The organism is Acidobacteriota bacterium, from assembly GCA_016716715.1.
GTDB lineage: Bacteria > Acidobacteriota > Thermoanaerobaculia > UBA5066 > UBA5066 > Fen-183.
On sequence record JADJVE010000007.1, the window covers coordinates 225,785 to 243,414 of the forward strand.

Annotated in this window: 12 protein-coding genes and 1 pseudogene; 7 read left to right on the plus strand and 6 right to left on the minus strand. The window is 68.8% G+C overall.

The window, feature by feature from the left end:
- Positions 1-227: 227 nt before the first annotated feature.
- Positions 228-986, minus strand: coding sequence for a slipin family protein (locus IPL89_13225; protein MBK9064137.1), 759 nt, complete (start codon positions 984-986; stop codon positions 228-230).
- Positions 983-2,293 carry a nodulation protein NfeD gene (locus IPL89_13230; protein ID MBK9064138.1) on the minus strand — a complete coding sequence of 437 codons (1,311 nt, stop codon included), beginning with the start codon at positions 2,291-2,293 and terminating at the stop codon, positions 983-985. Before IPL89_13230 ends, IPL89_13225 begins: the two co-directional genes overlap by 4 nt.
- A gap of 36 nt (positions 2,294-2,329) precedes the next feature.
- Between IPL89_13230 and IPL89_13235 the strand changes: the two genes are divergently transcribed.
- Positions 2,330-3,199, plus strand: coding sequence for a phosphatase PAP2 family protein (locus IPL89_13235; GenBank protein MBK9064139.1), 870 nt, complete (start codon positions 2,330-2,332; stop codon positions 3,197-3,199).
- On the opposite strand, the gene IPL89_13240 is transcribed toward IPL89_13235, so the two are convergent.
- From IPL89_13240 to IPL89_13250, 3 genes are all read right to left on the minus strand, one after another.
- Positions 3,172-4,248 carry a hypothetical protein gene (locus IPL89_13240; protein ID MBK9064140.1) on the minus strand — a complete coding sequence of 359 codons (1,077 nt, stop codon included), beginning with the start codon at positions 4,246-4,248 and terminating at the stop codon, positions 3,172-3,174. The genes IPL89_13235 and IPL89_13240 overlap by 28 nt on opposite strands.
- A gap of 94 nt (positions 4,249-4,342) precedes the next feature.
- Positions 4,343-5,575, minus strand: coding sequence for a pyridoxal phosphate-dependent aminotransferase family protein (locus IPL89_13245; GenBank protein MBK9064141.1), 1,233 nt, complete (start codon positions 5,573-5,575; stop codon positions 4,343-4,345).
- Positions 5,576-5,619: 44 nt separating this feature from the next.
- Positions 5,620-6,639: an NAD-dependent epimerase/dehydratase family protein gene (locus tag IPL89_13250; protein MBK9064142.1), complete on the minus strand. Its 1,020-nt coding sequence runs from the start codon at positions 6,637-6,639 to the stop codon at positions 5,620-5,622.
- 38 nt (positions 6,640-6,677) lie between these two features.
- On the opposite strand from IPL89_13250, the gene IPL89_13255 reads away from it, so the two are divergent.
- Positions 6,678-8,753, plus strand: coding sequence for a M1 family metallopeptidase (locus IPL89_13255; protein ID MBK9064143.1), 2,076 nt, complete (start codon positions 6,678-6,680; stop codon positions 8,751-8,753).
- A gap of 890 nt (positions 8,754-9,643) precedes the next feature.
- On the opposite strand, the gene IPL89_13260 is transcribed toward IPL89_13255, so the two are convergent.
- The gene (locus IPL89_13260) at positions 9,644-10,948 is read right to left on the minus strand and encodes a homoserine dehydrogenase (protein ID MBK9064144.1); all 1,305 of its coding nucleotides are present in this window, start codon (positions 10,946-10,948) and stop codon (positions 9,644-9,646) included.
- A gap of 59 nt (positions 10,949-11,007) precedes the next feature.
- Between IPL89_13260 and IPL89_13265 the strand changes: the two genes are divergently transcribed.
- The 5 genes and pseudogenes from IPL89_13265 (at position 11,008) to IPL89_13285 (ending at position 17,618) form a co-directional block, all read left to right on the plus strand.
- Positions 11,008-12,561, plus strand: a complete 1,554-nt coding sequence (locus tag IPL89_13265) for a peptidase S10 (protein ID MBK9064145.1) — start codon at positions 11,008-11,010, stop codon at positions 12,559-12,561.
- Positions 12,558-13,304, plus strand: coding sequence for a sulfite exporter TauE/SafE family protein (locus tag IPL89_13270; protein ID MBK9064146.1), 747 nt, complete (start codon positions 12,558-12,560; stop codon positions 13,302-13,304). Before IPL89_13265 ends, IPL89_13270 begins: the two co-directional genes overlap by 4 nt.
- Positions 13,305-13,353: 49 nt before the next feature.
- Entirely contained in the window at positions 13,354-14,223 is an 870-nt protein-coding gene (locus IPL89_13275) for a hypothetical protein (protein ID MBK9064147.1), read from the plus strand.
- A 69-nt stretch (positions 14,224-14,292) separates the two neighbouring features.
- A pseudogene (locus IPL89_13280) lies at positions 14,293-17,218 on the plus strand (insulinase family protein).
- 145 nt (positions 17,219-17,363) lie between these two features.
- Positions 17,364-17,618 (plus strand): hypothetical protein, encoded by a 255-nt coding sequence (locus IPL89_13285; GenBank protein MBK9064148.1) that lies wholly within the window; start codon positions 17,364-17,366, stop codon positions 17,616-17,618.
- Positions 17,619-17,630 lie beyond the last annotated feature (12 nt).

Sequence of the window (17,630 nt, forward strand, 5' to 3'; positions counted from 1 at the left end):
GACGGGGATGTCGGAGGCGGACGCGATCACCGCGGCAGCTCCCCCGCCAGGGCCCTTCTTCGCCGCGGCGCCGGTCTTCATCCCGAAGAAGAACGAGAGCCCCAGAGCGGCGAGGAGGAGCAGGAAGAAGAACCCTGCCTGCCGCCCGGTGATCGAGATCTGGTAGTGGACCGGAGCCGGCTTGTCCGGCGCGTCCTCGGCGCGGTCTTCCAGTCCGAGCCCCGCCATCAGGCCTTGTCCTTCTTGAGGAAGGCGCTGATGAGGTCCATGGGCAGCGGGAAGATGATGGTCGAGTTCTTCTCGGTCGCGATCTCGGTCAGCGTCTGCAGGTACCGGAGCTGCAACGTCGCAGGCTCGCGGCCGATGATCGCGGCGGCCTCCGAAAGCTGCTTGGAGGCCTCGAACTCGCCGGACGCGTGGATGATCTTGGCGCGCTTCTCGCGCTCGGCCTCGGCCTGCTTCGCCATGGCGCGCTGCATCTCGATGGGCAGGTCGACGGCCTTCAGCTCGACCATCGTGACCTTGATGCCCCACGGGTCCGTGTGCTTGTCGAGGATCTCCTGCAGGTTCTCGTTCAGCTTGTCGCGTGAGGAAAGGAGCTCGTCGAGCGTCGCCTGGCCGAGGATCGACCGCAGGGTCGTCTGGGACAGCTGCGAGGTCGCGTAGAGGTAGTTCTCGACCTTGACGACCGCCTTCGACGGGTCCATGACGTGGAAGTAGACGACCGCGTTCACCTTCACGGACACGTTGTCGCGCGTGATGACGTCCTGCGGCGGCACGTCGAGGACGACCGTGCGGAGCGAGATCCGGATCATCGTCTCGAACGGCCAGAAGATGAACGTGAGGCCGGGGCCCTTCGGCTGCGGCGAGAGGCGGCCGAGCCAGAACGTGACGGCCCGCTCGTACTCGTTGAGGATGTTGATCCACTTCGAGATGAAGATGATGGCCACGAAGACGACCGGGACGATGAAAGCGAGGTTGTTCATCCGGGCTCCTGGCCCGCCTTGCGGGCCGGCCTCACGACGAGCGCGAGGCCTTCGATGCCGACGATCTCGACGAGGTCGCCGGCTGCTACGGGGACGTCGGAATGCGCTTCCCAGAGGTCGCCGTCGGCGAACACCTTGCCGACTGGCGCGATCGGGCTGCGCGCGGAAACGATCTGGCCGACGAGAGCGCCGAGGCCCGTGCGGTCGGGCAGGCGTTTCATCGCGAGGGCCTTGAAGGAAAGGACCGCGAGGATCGCCGCGGTGGCGACGGCTCCGGCGACGAGCACCGCGAACTCGCCCCGCGGCGCGCCCGCCTGCTCGGGGAAGAGCAGGATCGCGCCGAACACGACGGCCGCGGCGCCGCCGACGGCGAGGACGCCGTGCGAGGCGAGCTTCACCTCCAGGAAGAAAAACAGCGCCCCCACGAGGAGGAGCGCGACGCCGGCCGCGTTCACGGGCAGGACGGACATCGCGAAGAGCGCGAGAAGGAGCGCGATCGCCCCGAGGACGCCCGGCAGGATGCCGCCCGGGTGGGACAGCTCCGAATAGAGCCCGACGAGGCCGATCAGGAACAGGATGCCCGCGAGGCCCGGGCTCGCGATGACGCCGAGGATGCGCTCGCGGCGCGTCATCGTCCGCGCGGCCGTCACGAGGCCCGAGGTCTTCAGCACGGCGTCGGGCTTGCCGACCCGCTTCACCGTTCGCCCGTCGAGCTGCGCCAGGAGGTCCTTCTCGTCGCGCGCGACGATCTCGATCAGCTTCCGCTTCAGGGCCTCGCTCTCCGAATACGACGCAGCCTCGCTGACGGCCTTGACGGCGTCGTCCACGGGGCGGCCGCGCGGCTCCGTCACGGAGCGCAGGAGCGCCGAGACGTCCTGCCCCGCCTTTTTCGCGAGCGTCTTGGGGAGGTCCTCTCCCCCTCCGCCCACGGGCGCGGCGGCTCCCGCGTTCGTGCCCGGCGCCATGACGGCCACGTCGCACGACATCAGGATGATGAAACCCGCCGACGCGGCCTGCGAGCCCGGCGGCGCCACCCAGCCGACGACCGGCACGGGCGAGGCGAGGATCGCCTGCGTGATCGTGCGGGTCGAGTCGATGCGCCCGCCCGGCGTGTCGATCCTGAGGACGACGAACGGCGCGCCGCTCTTCTCGGCGTCCTTGAGCACCCGCGCGACGAACGCGGCGCTCACGGCCTGGATCTCGGTGTTCAGGTCCGCGACGACGACCGTTCCCGCGGCAGGAGAGGGCGCCGGGGCCGCGGAGGCGGCCAGCGCGCCGGACAGGAGGAGGATCGCGGCGCTGCGCACGAAGAGGATTATAGGTTCGTGTGCTAGAACCCGCCCGTGCACTGGAAGCCGGTCGACGCCCTGACGTCGCTGTTCGCGGCGGCGCTGGTCGTGGCGGGCCTCGCCAGGTTCCAGGCGCTGGAAGACCGAAGAGTTCTTCTGAGGATGATCGTGGTCGCGGCCGTGCCCGCGCTGGTGGCCTTCCTGCGGGCGCGGCGTCCGAACCCCTCGAAGAATCTTCAAATCTTCTTCGACTATTACGTCATCGCCTGCATCGTCGTCATCTTCGACGGGCTCGGGCCGCTCATCCGCGCCGTGAATCCCGTCGACAAGGATCCGCATCTCATCGCCTTCGATCGCTGGCTGACCGGCACCGACCCGACCGTCTTCCTCGAGCGGTTCGCGACGCCGTTCCTCTCGGACGTCCTGACGTTCTTCTATTCGCTCTACTACTTCCATCCCATCGTCCTCGGGACGCTCGTCCTCAGGGACGACCGGAAACGCCCGGCGGCCGAGCGTGACTTTGCGCGGTACGCGTTCACGATGGTCTTCGTCTTCTTCGTGAGTTACGTCGGCTACTTCATCGTCCCGGCGGTGGGCCCGCGCTTCACCGTGACGCACGCGGGCCCGCTCCCCCGCGGCGCGGTCGCGCGCGTCATCGACGACACGCTCAACATGCTCGAGAGCAACAAGCGCGACTGCTTCCCGTCCGGCCACACGATGGTCGTGACGGCCGTCCTTCTCGAGGCGGCGCGAAGGTCACGGAAGACGTTCTGGTGGTTCCTGCCGTTCGCGGTCGGCCTCGTCATCGCGACGGTTTTCTGCCGGTACCACTACGTCGCGGACGTCCTCGCGGGGTTCGCGCTGGCATTCGCCGCGGTGCCGCTCGGGAACGCGCTCTACAGGCGTTTCTCGACGATCCGGTAGCGCCGGTAGATCCGCCCGCCGAAGACCTCGAGCGGCCGCTGGATGTCGAGGTTGTCCTCGAGCAGCCACGAGAACTCGGCGGCCGTGTACTTCAGGCGCACGCCTTCCTTGACCGCCTCGAAGTAGAGCAGCGCGTCGAAGCCGCGGCGGCGGTACTCGGGCAGGATGCCGAGCGCGAGCGTCCGCACGCGGTCGATCTTCTTCTGGAGGAGCAGGAACTTCAGCCATCCGAACGGGAAGAGCGAGCCGCCGAGCTCCTTGAGAACCTGGTTGTAGTCCTTGAGCGCGAGGTGGAAGCCCACGGGCTTTCCGTCCAGCTCGACGAAGAGCACCCACGGCGGATAGAGGATCGGCTTGAGCTTCTTCGCCATGGCGTCGATCTCGTCCGACGTCATCGGCACGAAGCCCCAGTTCTTCTCCCATGACCGGTTGTAGAGGTCCTTCACGATTCCGAGGTCCTCGTCGAACCGGTCCATCCGGATCTGGCGGACGACGGCCCGGCCCTTCTCGCGCTTCTTCACGATGTCCGTTACGCGCTTCAACCGCTCGAACGACCGGTCGTCGACGGGCGCGAGGATCGCGACGAGGTCCTTGACCTTCTCGTACCCGGCGGCGGCGAAGAGGTCGAGGTAGTAGGCCGGGTTGTACGTCATCATGATGAACGGCAGGCCCGGCTCGCTCTCGGCGGGCACGAGCGCACCGGCCTCGTCGTTCATCGAGGGATTGACCGGCCCGCGAAGCAGAGAAGCGTCCGGAAGCACGCCGCGCACCCACGCTTCGGCAGCACGGAACAGGGCCGCCGCGACGTCGCGGTCGTCTTCACTTTCAAAGAATCCGAAGAATCCGATCTTCTCCCCGTGGACCCGGTTGTGTTCGTCGTCGACGATCGCCGCGATCCGGCCGACGACCCTCCCGTCGCGGCGCGCCAGGAAGAGCTGCCTCTGTGCGTGCTTCCAGAAAGGGTTCTTCGAAAGGCCGAGCATCCACCGGACGTCGGACTTGAGCGGCGCTGCCCAGTCCTTGTCGTTCGCGTAAAGGCGGAATGGCAAGTCGACAAAAGCCCGCAGGCCCCCGGAAGCAGTTACGGCGATGACGTCGATTCCAGCCACTTTCTGAGAAACCCGAATCCCCGGACTCTTGCTCTTACGAAACGAGCCCGAGCTCGCGGCCGACCTTGTGGAACGCCTCGACGGCGCGCGTGAGGTGCGCCTTCGTGTGCGTCGCCATGTAGGACGTCCGGATGATCGCGCGCCCGGGAGGGGACGCCGGGCTCACGACGGCGTTCACGAAGACGCCCTCGTCCTCGAGCATCTTCGCCATCTTGAAGGCGACCATGTCCGGCCCCACGACGACGGGGATGACGGGCGTCGACGACTCGCCGCAGTCGAATCCGATGGCCCTGAGCGCCGTGAGCATGAAGCGCGTGTTCTCCCAGAGCCGGTCCCGGCGCTCGGGCTCCGCCTCGATGATGTCGAGTGCGGCGAGGACGGCCGCGACGGACGCGGGCGGCGGCGCCGCCGTGAACATGAGCGCCCGGGCCCGGTGCTTGACGAACTTGATGACGTCCGGCTCGCCCACCACGAATCCGCCGACCGTCGCGAGGGACTTCGAGAACGTCCCCATGATGATGTCGGTCCGGTCCTCGATCCCGAAGTGCTCGGCCGTGCCGCGGCCGTGCTTTCCGAGTACGCCGACGCCGTGCGCGTCGTCCACCATGAGGGCCATGTCGTAGTCGTCACAGATGTCGGCGTACTCGGGCAGCGGGGCGATGTCGCCCTCCATCGAGAAGACGCCGTCGATGACGAGCATCCTGCCGCCGCTGCGGTCCCCGCCGATCGCGAGGAGCCGCCGGAGGTCGGCCGGGTCGTTGTGCTTGAACTTCTTGATGTCGGCGCCGACGGCCAGGCGCGCCCCGTCGAAGATGCAGGCGTGGTCCTGGCGGTCCAGGTAGATCGTGTCGCCCTTGCCCGCGAGGGAGGACAGGACTCCGAGATTCACGAGGAAGCCCGTCGAGAACGTGACGCACGCCGGCTTCTTCATGAACGCCGCGAGGCGCTCCTCGAGCTGGACGTGGATGTCGAGCGTGCCGTTCAATAGACGGCTGCCGGCGCATCCCGCCCCGTACTTCTTGACGGCGGCGATCGCGGCTTCCTTGATCTTGGGATGTGAGGTCAGGCCGAGATAGTTGTTCGACCCGAGCATGACCATCTCGCGGCCGCCCATCATCACGACCGGGTCCTGGCCGGATTCGATCATGCGGAAGAACGTGAAGAGGCCCGCCGCCCGGAGGTCGTCCGGAGCGGTGTACGTCCGGCACTTTTCGAAGATTGAACGGTTCGCGGACGCGGCGGATCCCCCGCGCGCCCTCGCGGACATCGTTTCACCCTCTGCGGCCCCGGGCCGCGCCGAACGTGGCTGTGTCATCTGGTCTCCCTCGCGCGGATTTTATCACCCCGGTCCACCAGCCACCCCCGCTCGAGATACCACTCCCACGTCAATCGCGACCCAGTCGCGAAGTCAGTTCGAAACGGTTGTCCGAGCGCGACTTGCGCCTCGGAGACGTCGCAAAGCCAGGCCTCCTGCAGCATCTCGTCCGCCTTCTCCGAGTTGAAGACGGGCGGCCCTTTCGCGAAGGCCGAGAGCGCTCCCACGATGTGACCGGCGCCACGGATCACGGCCCCCGGGACGGGCAGCCGGAACGGCCGGCGCGAGGGCAGGCCAGCCAGAGTTTCGGCGATGGAGGCGTAGTCGAGCACCTCGGGGTGCGCGACGTAAAACGTCTCGCCCCGTCCCCCGCGGTCGAGAGCCCCCTTCACCGCGGCGGCCACGTCCGGCCCGTAGACCATCTGGACGCGGGGCTTCCCACCGGCGAGGACCGGTACCACTCCCCTCGACGCGGCCACGAAGAGATCGCGGATCGCCGTCTCGCGCGGTCCGTAGACGGCGCACGGCCGGAGGATCGTGAACGGAACGCCCGCGCGCCGCAGCGCCTCTTCACCCGCGAGCTTGGAGCGGCCGTACGCGGAGACGGGATCCGGAACGCTGGAGGGCGATACGGGCACGCCGTCCCGGCTCGGCCCGCCCGCCGCCTGGGACGACACGAGGACCACGTGCGCGCCCGGCGCGTGCGTACGCACGGCTGCGGCGACGTTCTCCGTTCCCGCTGCGTTCGCGGCGAGGTACTCGGCCTCGCTCCGGGCGGAAGTCTTCCCCGCCACGTGGACGACGGCGGACGCGCCCTCGACGAGAGCCGGCAGCGTCGCCGCGTCGCGGACGTCGCCCCTCACGAGGTCGACGCCGGTGCCCTTCAGCCACGCGACGTCGTCGGGGCGCCGCACGAGCGCGCGCACGCGATACCCGGCGGCGAGGAGCGCGTCGGCGACATGGCTGCCCACGAATCCCGTGCCGCCGGTGAGGGAGACGAGATCGCCCGCGCGCATCGGAGGACTCTACCGCAGGGCTAGAATCCCCCGCGACCATGAAACAACTCGCATTCGCCGCCGCCGCGACGCTCGCGCTCGCGCTTCCCGCCACCGCGCTCGAGGCGCCGCGGAAGATCGTCGACTACGACATCAAGGTGTCTCTCGATCCGGAGACGAAGCTCGTCGAGGGATCCGAGACGCTGAAGTGGACGAACCCGTCCGATGGCCCGGTCGGCGAGCTGCGCTTCCACCTCTACTGGAACGCGTTCCGGAACGACCGCTCCACGTTCTTCAAGGAGTCCGGCGGCCAGCTGCGCGGCGACAAGGCCGACACGGGCAAGGGCTGGGGCTACACGGACGTGACGTCGATGAAGTGGGACGGGGCCGAGCTGATCAAGGGAGCCCGTTTCGACAGCCCGGACGACGGCAACCCGGATGACCGGACCGTCCTCGTCGTCCCGCTCCCCCGCCCCGTCGCCCCCGGAGAGACCGCGACGCTCGCGATCGCCTGGAAGGCCAAGGTCCCGAAGGTCTACGCGCGCGCGGGTTTCGTCCGCGACTTCTTCTTCTTCGGGCAGTGGTTCCCGCAAATCGGCGTCTACGAGCCGAAGGGCCGCCGCCGCCGGACCGAGGCCGGCTGGAACTGCCACCAGTACCACGCGAACTCCGAGTTCTACGCGGACTGGGGCGACTGGCGTGTCGCGATCACGCTCCCCGAGAAGTTCGTCGTCGGCTCGGCCGGCGCGCTCGTCTCCGAGAAGAAGGATGGCGGGAAGAAGACGCTCACGTTCGAGCAGAAGGCCGTCCACAACTTCGCCTTCACGGCCGACCCGCGTTACGTCGTCGTCGAGGATGTCTTCGACCCGGCGAAGGACGTCCCGAAGGACGAGCTCGCGCGTGCCGCGAAGACACTCGGTCGCAGCGAAGGCGACCTGCTCGCCGGGTTCCACAAGGTCTCGATCAAGCTCTACCGTCAGCCCGAGCACGGCGCGTTCGACCGGCGGCAGATCGAGGCGCAGAAGTGGGCGCTCGCGTGGACGGGCCTCTGGTGCTTCCCCTACCCGTATGCACAGATCTCCATCATCGACACGCCCGAGGACGGCACGGGGGCGACCGGCATGGAGTACGAGACGATTTACACGACCCTCGCGTTCACCTGGATGGCGCGCTGGCCGTTCAACCGTCTCTATCTCCCGGAGATGGTCACGATCCACGAGTTCACGCACGGCTACTGGATGGGCCTCCTCGCCTCGAACGAGTTCGAGGAGAGCTGGATGGACGAGGGAATCAACACCTTCACGGAGCTCGTGATGGTAGATCGCAAGTACGGCACGTACCTCGCGCTCCCACTCGGGATCGGCGTGACGAACGAGGAGAGCAATCGCACGTCGGCCCTCACGCAAGACCACGATCCAATCCTCGCGAGCTCCTGGAAGTACGCGAGCGAGGGCTCCTACGGCCGCAACTCGTATCCGCAGCCCGGGACGACGATTCAGCAGATCCGGAATCTTCTCGGCGAAGAGACGTTCTGGCGCGCGTTCCGCGGCTACGCGGAGCGCTGGCGCTTCGACCACCCGACGTCCGAGGATTTCTTCGACCTCATGCGCGCGAGCGGAAATCCCCTCGTCGCGGACCTGATCCAGAAGACCTGGTACGGCCGCGGCTGGGTGGACTTTTCGGTTTTCACGGCCGAGACGCATCGGGACAAGGGCTTCACCGGCTTCGACGACTCCGCGAAGCCCGTCAACTTCGACCCCGACCCGAAGAAGAAAGAAAAGAAGAAGGACGACAAGGACAAGGGCGACAAGGGCACGTGGCAGTCGCTCGTCACCATCGGGCGAGACGGCGACATCGAGATGCCGGCCACGGTCGTCCTGACGTTCAAGGACAAGACGACCATCACCCGCACCTGGGACGGCGCGAGCGGGTGGATCAAGTACCGCGCCACGTCCTCGTCGCCGCTCGTGAAGGCCGAGGTAGACCCGGAGCGACGGACCGTCCTCGACCGCAACCCCTGGAACAACGCCCGGTACACGAAGAAGTACGAGGGACCGTCGGCCGCCGCGAAGGGCCGGACCTACGCCCTGCATCTCGTGGAGATCCTGCTTTCCACGCTGTGGGGTGTCCTGTGAGCGTCTATTCGACCGGCCTCGGCGCCGCCCTCCGCCACCGGCGGCTCGCCGCCGTCCTGTGGCTCTCGCTCCTCGCGTCCGCCCTCGTGACGTGGTTCCCGATGAAGAAACTGCTCGGGCCCCTGGACGAGGGCGCGTTTCGCGACTCGCTCGTGAAGGGGTGGGACGGCTGGGCGTTCGTGTCGTTCGTTGCATCGCGCGGGCCGGAGATCGGGATCGCGCTCGCGGCGGTGACGGGGGCGTTCGTCGTCTTCGGGCTCCTTACGATCTTCCTGACGGGCGGCGTCCTGCGCGCGCTCATCGGGGATCGCCCACGCCCGGTGTTCCGCCTCGTCGTCGCCGAGTCCGCCGGCCTCTTCAAGGCAAACCTCTGGGCGACGATCCGCTTCGCGATCGCAGCCGCCTTCTGGCTCGGCATCCTCGTCGCGGGCCCGATGGCCCTCCTGGCAAAGCTAGGCAAGAACGCGCCGCCGCACACGTTCATTCCGGAACTCCGCTTCTGGTGGGGAATCGTGATCGGGGCGATCGTCCTGCTGAACGTCGGCCTCCGGTACGACCTCGCGCGCGTGGCGCTCGCTCGCGGCGAGGCCGTGAACGCCCGCGGCGCCTACCGAGTCGCGAAGCGCCGCCTGCGCGGAAGCCGGCCCTCCGCGATCCTCCTCGCGGTCGTCTGGATCGCGGTCGGTCTCGCCGTGCAGGCCGCCTTCACGTCGTGGGGCCTGCGCTGGAACCCGCACACGAACGGCTCCACGTTCGGGCTCTTCGTCTTCCGCCAGTTCGGGTTCTTCGTCCTCGCGATGGTGCGCGTCGGCTTCTGGGCCTCGCTCCTCGCGTGGGAGAACGAGCGCCGCCCGTCCCCGTCGCTGTACGGGCCCGGCCCGATGGGGGCATCAGTCCGTCAGCGGCAGCGCCAGCGGGGGCTCGACGTGGAAGTCGAGCCCGCGGATCTTCGCGAGCGCGGCGTCGAGCGCGCTCTGCGCGACCGGCTCGAGCGTGATGACGAACGGGAGCGCGTCCTTGTCCGGCCACGGCTCCTGAAAGACGGCGTCGATGTTCGCGCCGTGGTCCGCGAGGATCCGCGCGAGGTCCGCGATGATGCCGGAGCGGTCGCGCACGACGAACCGCAGCGAGTAGGCCGAGACGAACTCCCCCGCCGAGGCCGCCTCGCACGGGAGAAGGTCGGCGAAGCCCAGCGGCGGGACGCGCGGCTCGCCCTTCGACCGGGCCAGCTCCACGACGTCCGCGAGGACGGCCGTCGCCGTCGGGTCGCCGCCCGCGCCGCGGCCGGAGAACACGAACGAGCCGCCCGCCGCCGCCTTCACCTCGATCGCGTTGAACGGGCCCGTCACCTTCGCGAGAAGCGAGGCTTGCGACACGAGGTGCGTCCGCACGGAAAGGAGAAGGTGCCCGGACGGCAGCTCTCGCGCAACGCCGAGCTGGCGCGGCGTGCGGCCCAGGCGCTTCGCGTAGAGGAAATCGCACGGAAGGAGGCGCGTGATGCCTTCGCGCGCGATCTGCGCCACGTGTGCGTCGCGCCCGAACGCCAGACGCGCCAGGAGAGCGAGCTTGTAAGCCGCGTCCTCTCCCTCGACGTCGCTCGCCGGGTCGGCCTCGGCGTACCCGAGCTTCTGCGCGTCCTTCAGGACGTCGGCGTACGCGCGGCCCGTCGCCTCCATCTCCGTGAGAATGAAGTTGCAGGTCCCGTTCAGGATCCCCGACACGGAGGCGATCCGGTCGCCCGCGAAGCTCTCGCGCAGGGCGCGCAGGATCGGGATGCCGCCCGCGACGGCCGCCTCGATGCCGAGCCCGGCCTTCTTCTCGCGCGCGAGCGCCTGAAGCGAGGTCCCCTCCTTCGCGAGGAGGAGCTTGTTCGCCGTGACGACGCTCTTGCCGGCGCCGAGCGCCGCGCGGATGAGCGCGTTTGCAGGCTCGTGGCCGCCAATCAGCTCGACGACGAGGTCCACGTCCGGGGCCGTCGCGACCGACGCGAGGTCCGTCGTCCAGCGCACGTCGCTCGGCGCGGCATCGCGCTTGTCGTCCGGCCGGCGCGTCCCGATGGCGACGAGACGGAGACCGACGCCGCGGCGCGACGCGAGATCGGGCGCGCGGGAGGCGAGGAGCCGGACGAACGCGCGCCCGACGTTGCCGTAGCCGAGGAGACCCACGCGGACGGGCGCCGGACTATCGCTTTTCATGCGGGAGCAATGTACGGTACGGCAACCCCGCGGTCAAAGAACGCCTCCGGAGGCTTTTCATGCTGAGCACGCTCGCCCTCACCGTCCTCCTCGCACAGACGCGCGCCGCACGGCCCGAGGCCGCTCCGACCGCGACGCCAGCGGTCGCCTCGGCGAAAGCCGACGAGGCCGCCCAGAGGGACGACAAGAAGAAGGAAGAGAAGGAAGAGCCGCCGGTCGTCACGAAGCACACCCTCACGGCGGGCGGCAAGACGCTGTCGTACACGGCGACGACGGGCTTCATGCCGCTCAAGACGGACGCGGGCGAGACCGAAGCGAAGGTCTTCTTCATGGCGTACACGCTGGACCGCGGCGCCGCCGCCGCGTCGAAGCGGCCGCTCACGTTCTCGTTCAACGGCGGCCCGGGCGCAGCATCCGTGTGGCTGCACATGGGCGCGCTCGGCCCGAAGCGCGTGAAGATGAAGGACGCCGACGGGATGATGCCGGCGCCGCCCTACACCGTCGTCGACAACGAGGAGACCTGGCTCGGCGACACCGACATGGTCTTCATCGACCCCGTCGGGACCGGCTACAGCCGGCCCTCGAAGCCCGAGCTCGGAAAAAAGTTCTGGGGCCTCGACGGCGACATCGCGTCCGTGGGCGAGTTCATCCGCCTCTACCTCACGCGCTACGAGCGCTGGGGCTCGCCGCTCTTCCTCGTCGGCGAGAGCTACGGCACGACGCGCGCCGCGGGCCTCTCGGGCTACCTCGTGGACCGCGGCATCGCGTTCAACGGGATCCTCCTCGTCTCCTCGATCCTGAACTTCCAGACGGCGCGCTTCACGCGCGGCAACGACCTCCCGTACCCGCTGTTCCTGCCGACGTACACGGCGACGGCCTGGTACCACAAGAAGCTTCCCGCCGACCTGCAGGGCAAGCCCCTGCGCGCCGTCCTCGACGAGGTCGAGGCGTTCGCCGGCGGCGAGTATCCCGTCGCGCTCGCGAAGGGCGACGCGCTCGCCCCCGCCGACCGCAAGGCGCTCGCGGCGCGCCTCGCGCGCTACACCGGGCTCGACGCCGGGTGGATCGAGCGGGCGGACGAGCGCATCGAGATCATGCACTTCTGCCGCGAGCTCCTCGCCGCCGAGCGGAAGAACGTCGGCCGCATCGACTCGCGCTTCACGGGCGACAACGAGTCCGGCATCGCCGAGCGCCCGGACTTCGACCCGAGCATCGCTGCCATCGTCCCGCCGTACACCGCCGCCTTCAACCAGTACGTGAGGGCCGACCTCGGCTTCAAGAGCGACCTGACGTACTACGTGCTCGGCGGAGGGATCGGCAGCCCGTGGGAGTTTCCCCAGAACACGTTCGCGGACACGAGCGGCGCCCTGCGTTCGGCGTTCGCGAAGAACCCGTCCATGCGCCTCTTCGTCGCGTCGGGGCACTACGACCTCGCGACGCCGCACTTCGCCACGCGTTACACGCTCTCCCACATGGGCCTGACGTCAGATCAGCGCGCGCGCATTACGTCGAAGGAATACGAGGCCGGCCACATGATGTACCTCCACGTCGGCGAGCTCGCGAAGCTCCGCAGGGACGTCGCGGCGTTCTTCGCGTCCGCGCTCGGGAAGTGACGGGCAGCGCGCTCGCGCTCATCCTCGCCTTTCCGGTCGGGTTGTCACTCGGCCTCCTCGGAGGCGGCGGCTCGATCCTGACCGTGCCCGTTCTCGTGTACGCGGCCGGTCTGGACCCGAAGCTCGCGATCCCCGCCTCGCTCCTGAGCGTCGGGACGACGAGCCTCATCGCCGCTCTCGCGCACGCCCGGCGAAAGGCGGTCGCCTGGGGCTCGGCACTTGCGTTCGGCGGAAGCGGCCTCGTCGGCGCCTTTCTCGGCGCGCGCGCCGGCCGGGGGTTCTCCGGACGCACGCTCCTCGTCCTGTTCTCGCTCCTGATGGTCGCCGCGGGCCTTCTCATGCTCCGCGGCCGGCGCGGCGGCGGCACCGCGCACGAGCCGCGCCCCGTCCTCGTCGCCCCGCTCGGCGCGGGCGTCGGATTCCTGACCGGCCTGCTCGGCGTCGGCGGCGGATTTCTCATCGTGCCTGCGCTCGTCATCGCCGCCGGCCTCGCGATGCCGCTCGCCATCGGCACGTCTCTCGTCGTGATTGCGATCAACTCCGCCGCGGGCTTCGCGAGCCACATCGGGGAGCAGGCCGTGCCCTACGGCTTCGCGGCGGCGTTCACGGGCGTCTGCGTCCTCGGCGCGCTCGCCGGCGAGCGCCTCGGGCGCGACCTCCCGGCCGCGAGGCTCCGGAAGTGGTTCGGCGTCTTCGTGATCGCGGTCGGCCTCGCCCTGCTCGTGAAGAACCTCGCACCCTGACGGGAACCTCCGGGCGCGGGCGGGGTCCAACCGTGCGAAGGAGAACGTCATGCGTCTTCGCACCCCGCTCCTCTCGCTGCTCTTCGCCGCCGGCTCCGCCCTCGGAAACGCCCCCGCGGGCTTCGGACTCGAAGTCCTCGTGGACGGCTCGGCCCGCCCCGAGTACGCCGCACGCGGCACGGTGTACGTCGAGGCGCTGCGCGGCCGGGACTTCTCCCTCCGCATCACGAACCCGCTCGGCGTGCGGGTCGCCGTGGCGCTCTCGGTCGACGGCCTCAACACGATCGACGCCAGGCACACGACGGCACGGGACGCCCGCAAGTGGATCCTGGATCCCTACCAGACCGTCGTGATCCCCGGCTGGCAGGTCTCCGGCGACACGAGCCGGAAGTTCTATTTCACCGGAGAGAAGCGCTCCTACGGCGCCGCGCTGGGCCAGACGGCGAACCTCGGGACGATCGAGGCGGTGTTCTTTCGGGAGAAGCAGCCGTACAGAGACAGATACCAGGAGAAGATCACCTTGAACGAAAGAGGGAAAGACCAGGAGAGGAGTTCTTCGAGTGAAAGAGGGGACGGGCCGCCGCCCGACTCGATGCCGGCCCCCTCCGCGGCCGGCGCCCTTGGCGGTGCCAAAGAAGAGCAGAACGAGCAGTCCGGAATGGCTCGGGACCACTCGAAGAAGTCTTCCTCTTCCTCTCTTTCCGACGAGCTGGCCGCCACCGGCATCGGGCGCCGGACGCGGTTCGACGTGACGCGCGTGGACGTCGACCTCGAGGACGCGCCCGCGATGTCCGTGCGCCTGCGCTACGAGTTCCGGCCGCAGCTCGTCGCCCTCGGCGTAATGCGCCAGTCGCCCGACCCCGTCGCCCGGCGAGAGGCCGGCCGCGGATTCTCGGACTTCTGCCCCGAGCCGAACTGATCCGGAAACACTTCGGGCTCTCCTCCGTATGCGTAGGGGATAGATTCCGTCTACGAAGGAGAGCCCTGCATGCGCCTCACCAGGCACCTTGCCCTTATCCTCCTCGGCCTCATGGCCACCCCAGCAGCCGCCCAGACCTCCAGGTCCGCAGCAACCACCCCGAAAGCCGCCGCCGACATCCTCCCCTTCAAGGCCACCGAGAAGACCCTTCCGAACGGCCTGAAGGTCATCGTCGTCCCGACCGGCTTCCCGAACATCGTCTCGCTCCAGATTCCCGTGAAGACGGGCTCGCGGAACGAGGTCGAGCCCGGCAAGTCCGGCTTCGCCCACTTCTTCGAGCACATGATGTTCCGCGGGACGAAGGCCTACCCGCCGGCGAAGTACCAGGAGATCGTCACGCGCTCGGGCGCCCGCCAGAACGCGTACACGACCGACGACTACACGAACTACCACACGACGTTCCCGAAGGAAGACCTCGAGACGATGCTCAAGATCGAGGCCGACCGCTTCCAGAACCTCGAGTACGGGGAGTCCGAGTTCAAGACCGAGGCGCGCGCCGTCCTCGGCGAGTACAACAAGAACAGCGCGAACCCGATCTCGAAGCTCTACGAGGTCACGCGCGACAAGGCTTTCAACGTCCACACGTACAAGCACACGACGATGGGCTTCCTCAAGGACATCGAGGACATGCCCAACCAGTTCGCGTACTCGAAGCTCTTCTTCGACCGCTGGTACCGGCCCGAGCACGCGACCGTGATCGTCGCGGGCGACGTCGACCCGGCGAAGACGATCGCCCTCGTCGACAAGTACTGGGGCGGCTGGAAGAGGGGCGGAAAGACGCTCCCAATTCCGCAGGAGCCGCCCGCGAAGGGCCCGGTCACCGCGCACGTGCCGTGGCCGTCCGACACGCTCCCGTGGGTCGTCGTCGCGTTCCACGGCCCGGCCTTCTCGGAGACGAAGAAGGACCTGCCCGCCCTGGACGCGCTCTTCGACCTCACGTTCGGCCCGACGTCCGACCTCTACAAGAAGCTCGTCGAGAAGGAGCAGAAGGTCGACTCGCTCCAGCCGAACGTCGACGTCAACGAGGACCCCGAGCTCGTCGGTGTCTTCACACGCCTGAAGAAGGGGACCGATCCCGTTTACGTGCGCGACGAGATCCTGCGCGCCGTCGCGGCCCTCCGCGACGCGCCCGTCGACGCGAAGCGCCTCGCCGACGTGAAGTCCAACTCGCGCTACGGCCTCGTCCGCGGCCTCGACGACACCGAGCGCATCGCCGGCCTCCTCGCGCGCTTCGTGCGCCTCCGGCGTTCCTACGGCACGCTGAACCAGTACTACCGTCTCATCGACGCCCTCACGCCGGCGGACCTGCAGGCCGCGGCGCAAACGTACCTCACGGATTCGAACCTCGTCCTCACGACGCTCTCGAAGGACCCGATGCCCGAGGCCATGGCCGTCGTTCCGCCGCTGGCCCGCTTCGGCGGCGCCGCGAAGCCCGACGCCGCGGGAGCCGCGGTCCCGTGGATCGCGCAGAAGTCCCTGCTCCCACGCACCGAAGTGAAGTTCCTCTTCGCCGCGGGTTCGGCGCAGGACCCCGCCGGCAAGGAAGGCCTCGCGGCCCTGACCGCCCGCATGATCGCGGACGGCGGCTCCTCGGACATGCGCATCGACGAGATCAAGAAGGCCCTCTTCCCCGTCGCGGCCAGCTTCGACTCCGGATGCGACAGGGAGATGACGATCTTCACGGGTGTCGTCCATCGGGACGCCTGGAAGACGTTCGCCGACGTTGCGCTCCCGCAGCTCGTCACACCCGGCTTCCGGGAGGAGGACTTTCGGCGCATCAAGGACGCCCTGAAGAACGCCCTCGTCCAGAACCTCCGCAACAACAACGACGAGGAACTCGGCAAGGAGCGCCTCCAGCAGCGCGTGTTCGCGGGCACGCCCTACGGCCACCCCGTCCTCGGCTCGGTCGCCGGGCTCGACGCGATCACGCTCGACGACGTCAAAGCCTTCGCGCAGAAGGCCTACACGCAGGCGGCGCTCACGGTCGGTGTCGCGGGCGACATGCCCGACGAATTCGCCGCCCGGATCAAGGCCGACGCCGCGAAGCTCCCCGCGGGTCCCGCCCTTCCCGCGCCCGCCGGCGTCGTCGGCCGCAAGCCCTCCGGGATCGACGTCGACATCGTGAAGAAGGAAACCCGCTCCACGGCGATCTCGTTCGGCTTCCCGATCGACGTCACGCGCACGCACGCGGACTACGCGGCGCTCTCGGTCGCGCGCGCGTGGCTCGGCGAGCACCGCTCGTCCAGCTCGCACCTCTATCAGCGGATCCGCGAGGTGCGCGGCATGAACTACGGCGACTACGCCTACATCGAGGCGTTCCCCGGCGGCATGTACCGCATGCTCCCCGAGCCGAACGTGGCGCGCCGCGCGCAGCTGTTCGAGATCTGGATCCGCCCCGTCATGCCGCAGAACGCCCACATGGCGCTCCGCGTCGCGATCTGGGAGCTGGACAAGCTCGTGAACGAAGGCATCTCCGAGGAAGACTTCCAGACGACACGCGACTACCTCATGAAGAACGTCTACCTCCTGACGGCAACGCAGGACCACGCGCTCGGCACGTCCCTCGACCAGAAGTGGTACGGCCTGCCGGACTACGTTTCGGACATGCGCGGGAAGCTCGGCAAGCTCACGCGCGCCGACGTGAACGCAGCCGTCAAGCGGCACCTCCAGGCGAGCTACCTCATCTTTCACGAAGGACGCCGAGGCGCTGAAGGCCGCGCTCGTCGCCGACGCCTTCTCGCCGATCACGTACGACGGCGAGAAGCCGAAAGCGCTCCTCGACGAGGACAAGGTGATGGCCCGGGGCGCTCGCGGGGCTGGGCCGGGGGGGGCTACCCGGCTCGTCCTGAGCGCCGACGTCTTCAACCGGCACTCCGGGACCGTCGTGGCCGTCGCGCTGACGAGTCAGGCGCCGTCCGCCAGAAATCCTGGGTGAAAATCGGCCAGGCCGCACTCTCGACGGAGAGGCTCGGCAGCGCCTCGCGCGGGCAACCCGGACGAGCTCGGCAGGTTCTCGAGGGGCACGCGGGGGTTGGGGGGGGGGGGGGCCCACGCCGGCGGCGGCTCGCCTGGGCGTCCGGATGGCGCTGTCGATCCCGCCGTCGGTCTTCTTTCCGACGCTCGGCTTCCTCTACATGGCCTTCCTCGACCACCCCCGGAGGCCGCGCCCGGCGCTGCTCTACGTCTTCGCGCCCATCACGGCGCTCGGCTCCACGAAGGACATCGGCCTCGCGGCCATGCTCGTTCTCCTCGACGTGCTGGTCTGGATGGCCGTGATCAACGGCCTCCTCACGGGGATCGGGTGGCTGTTCGAAAGGCCAGACCCGAAGCCCTGAAGGGTGGCCGGG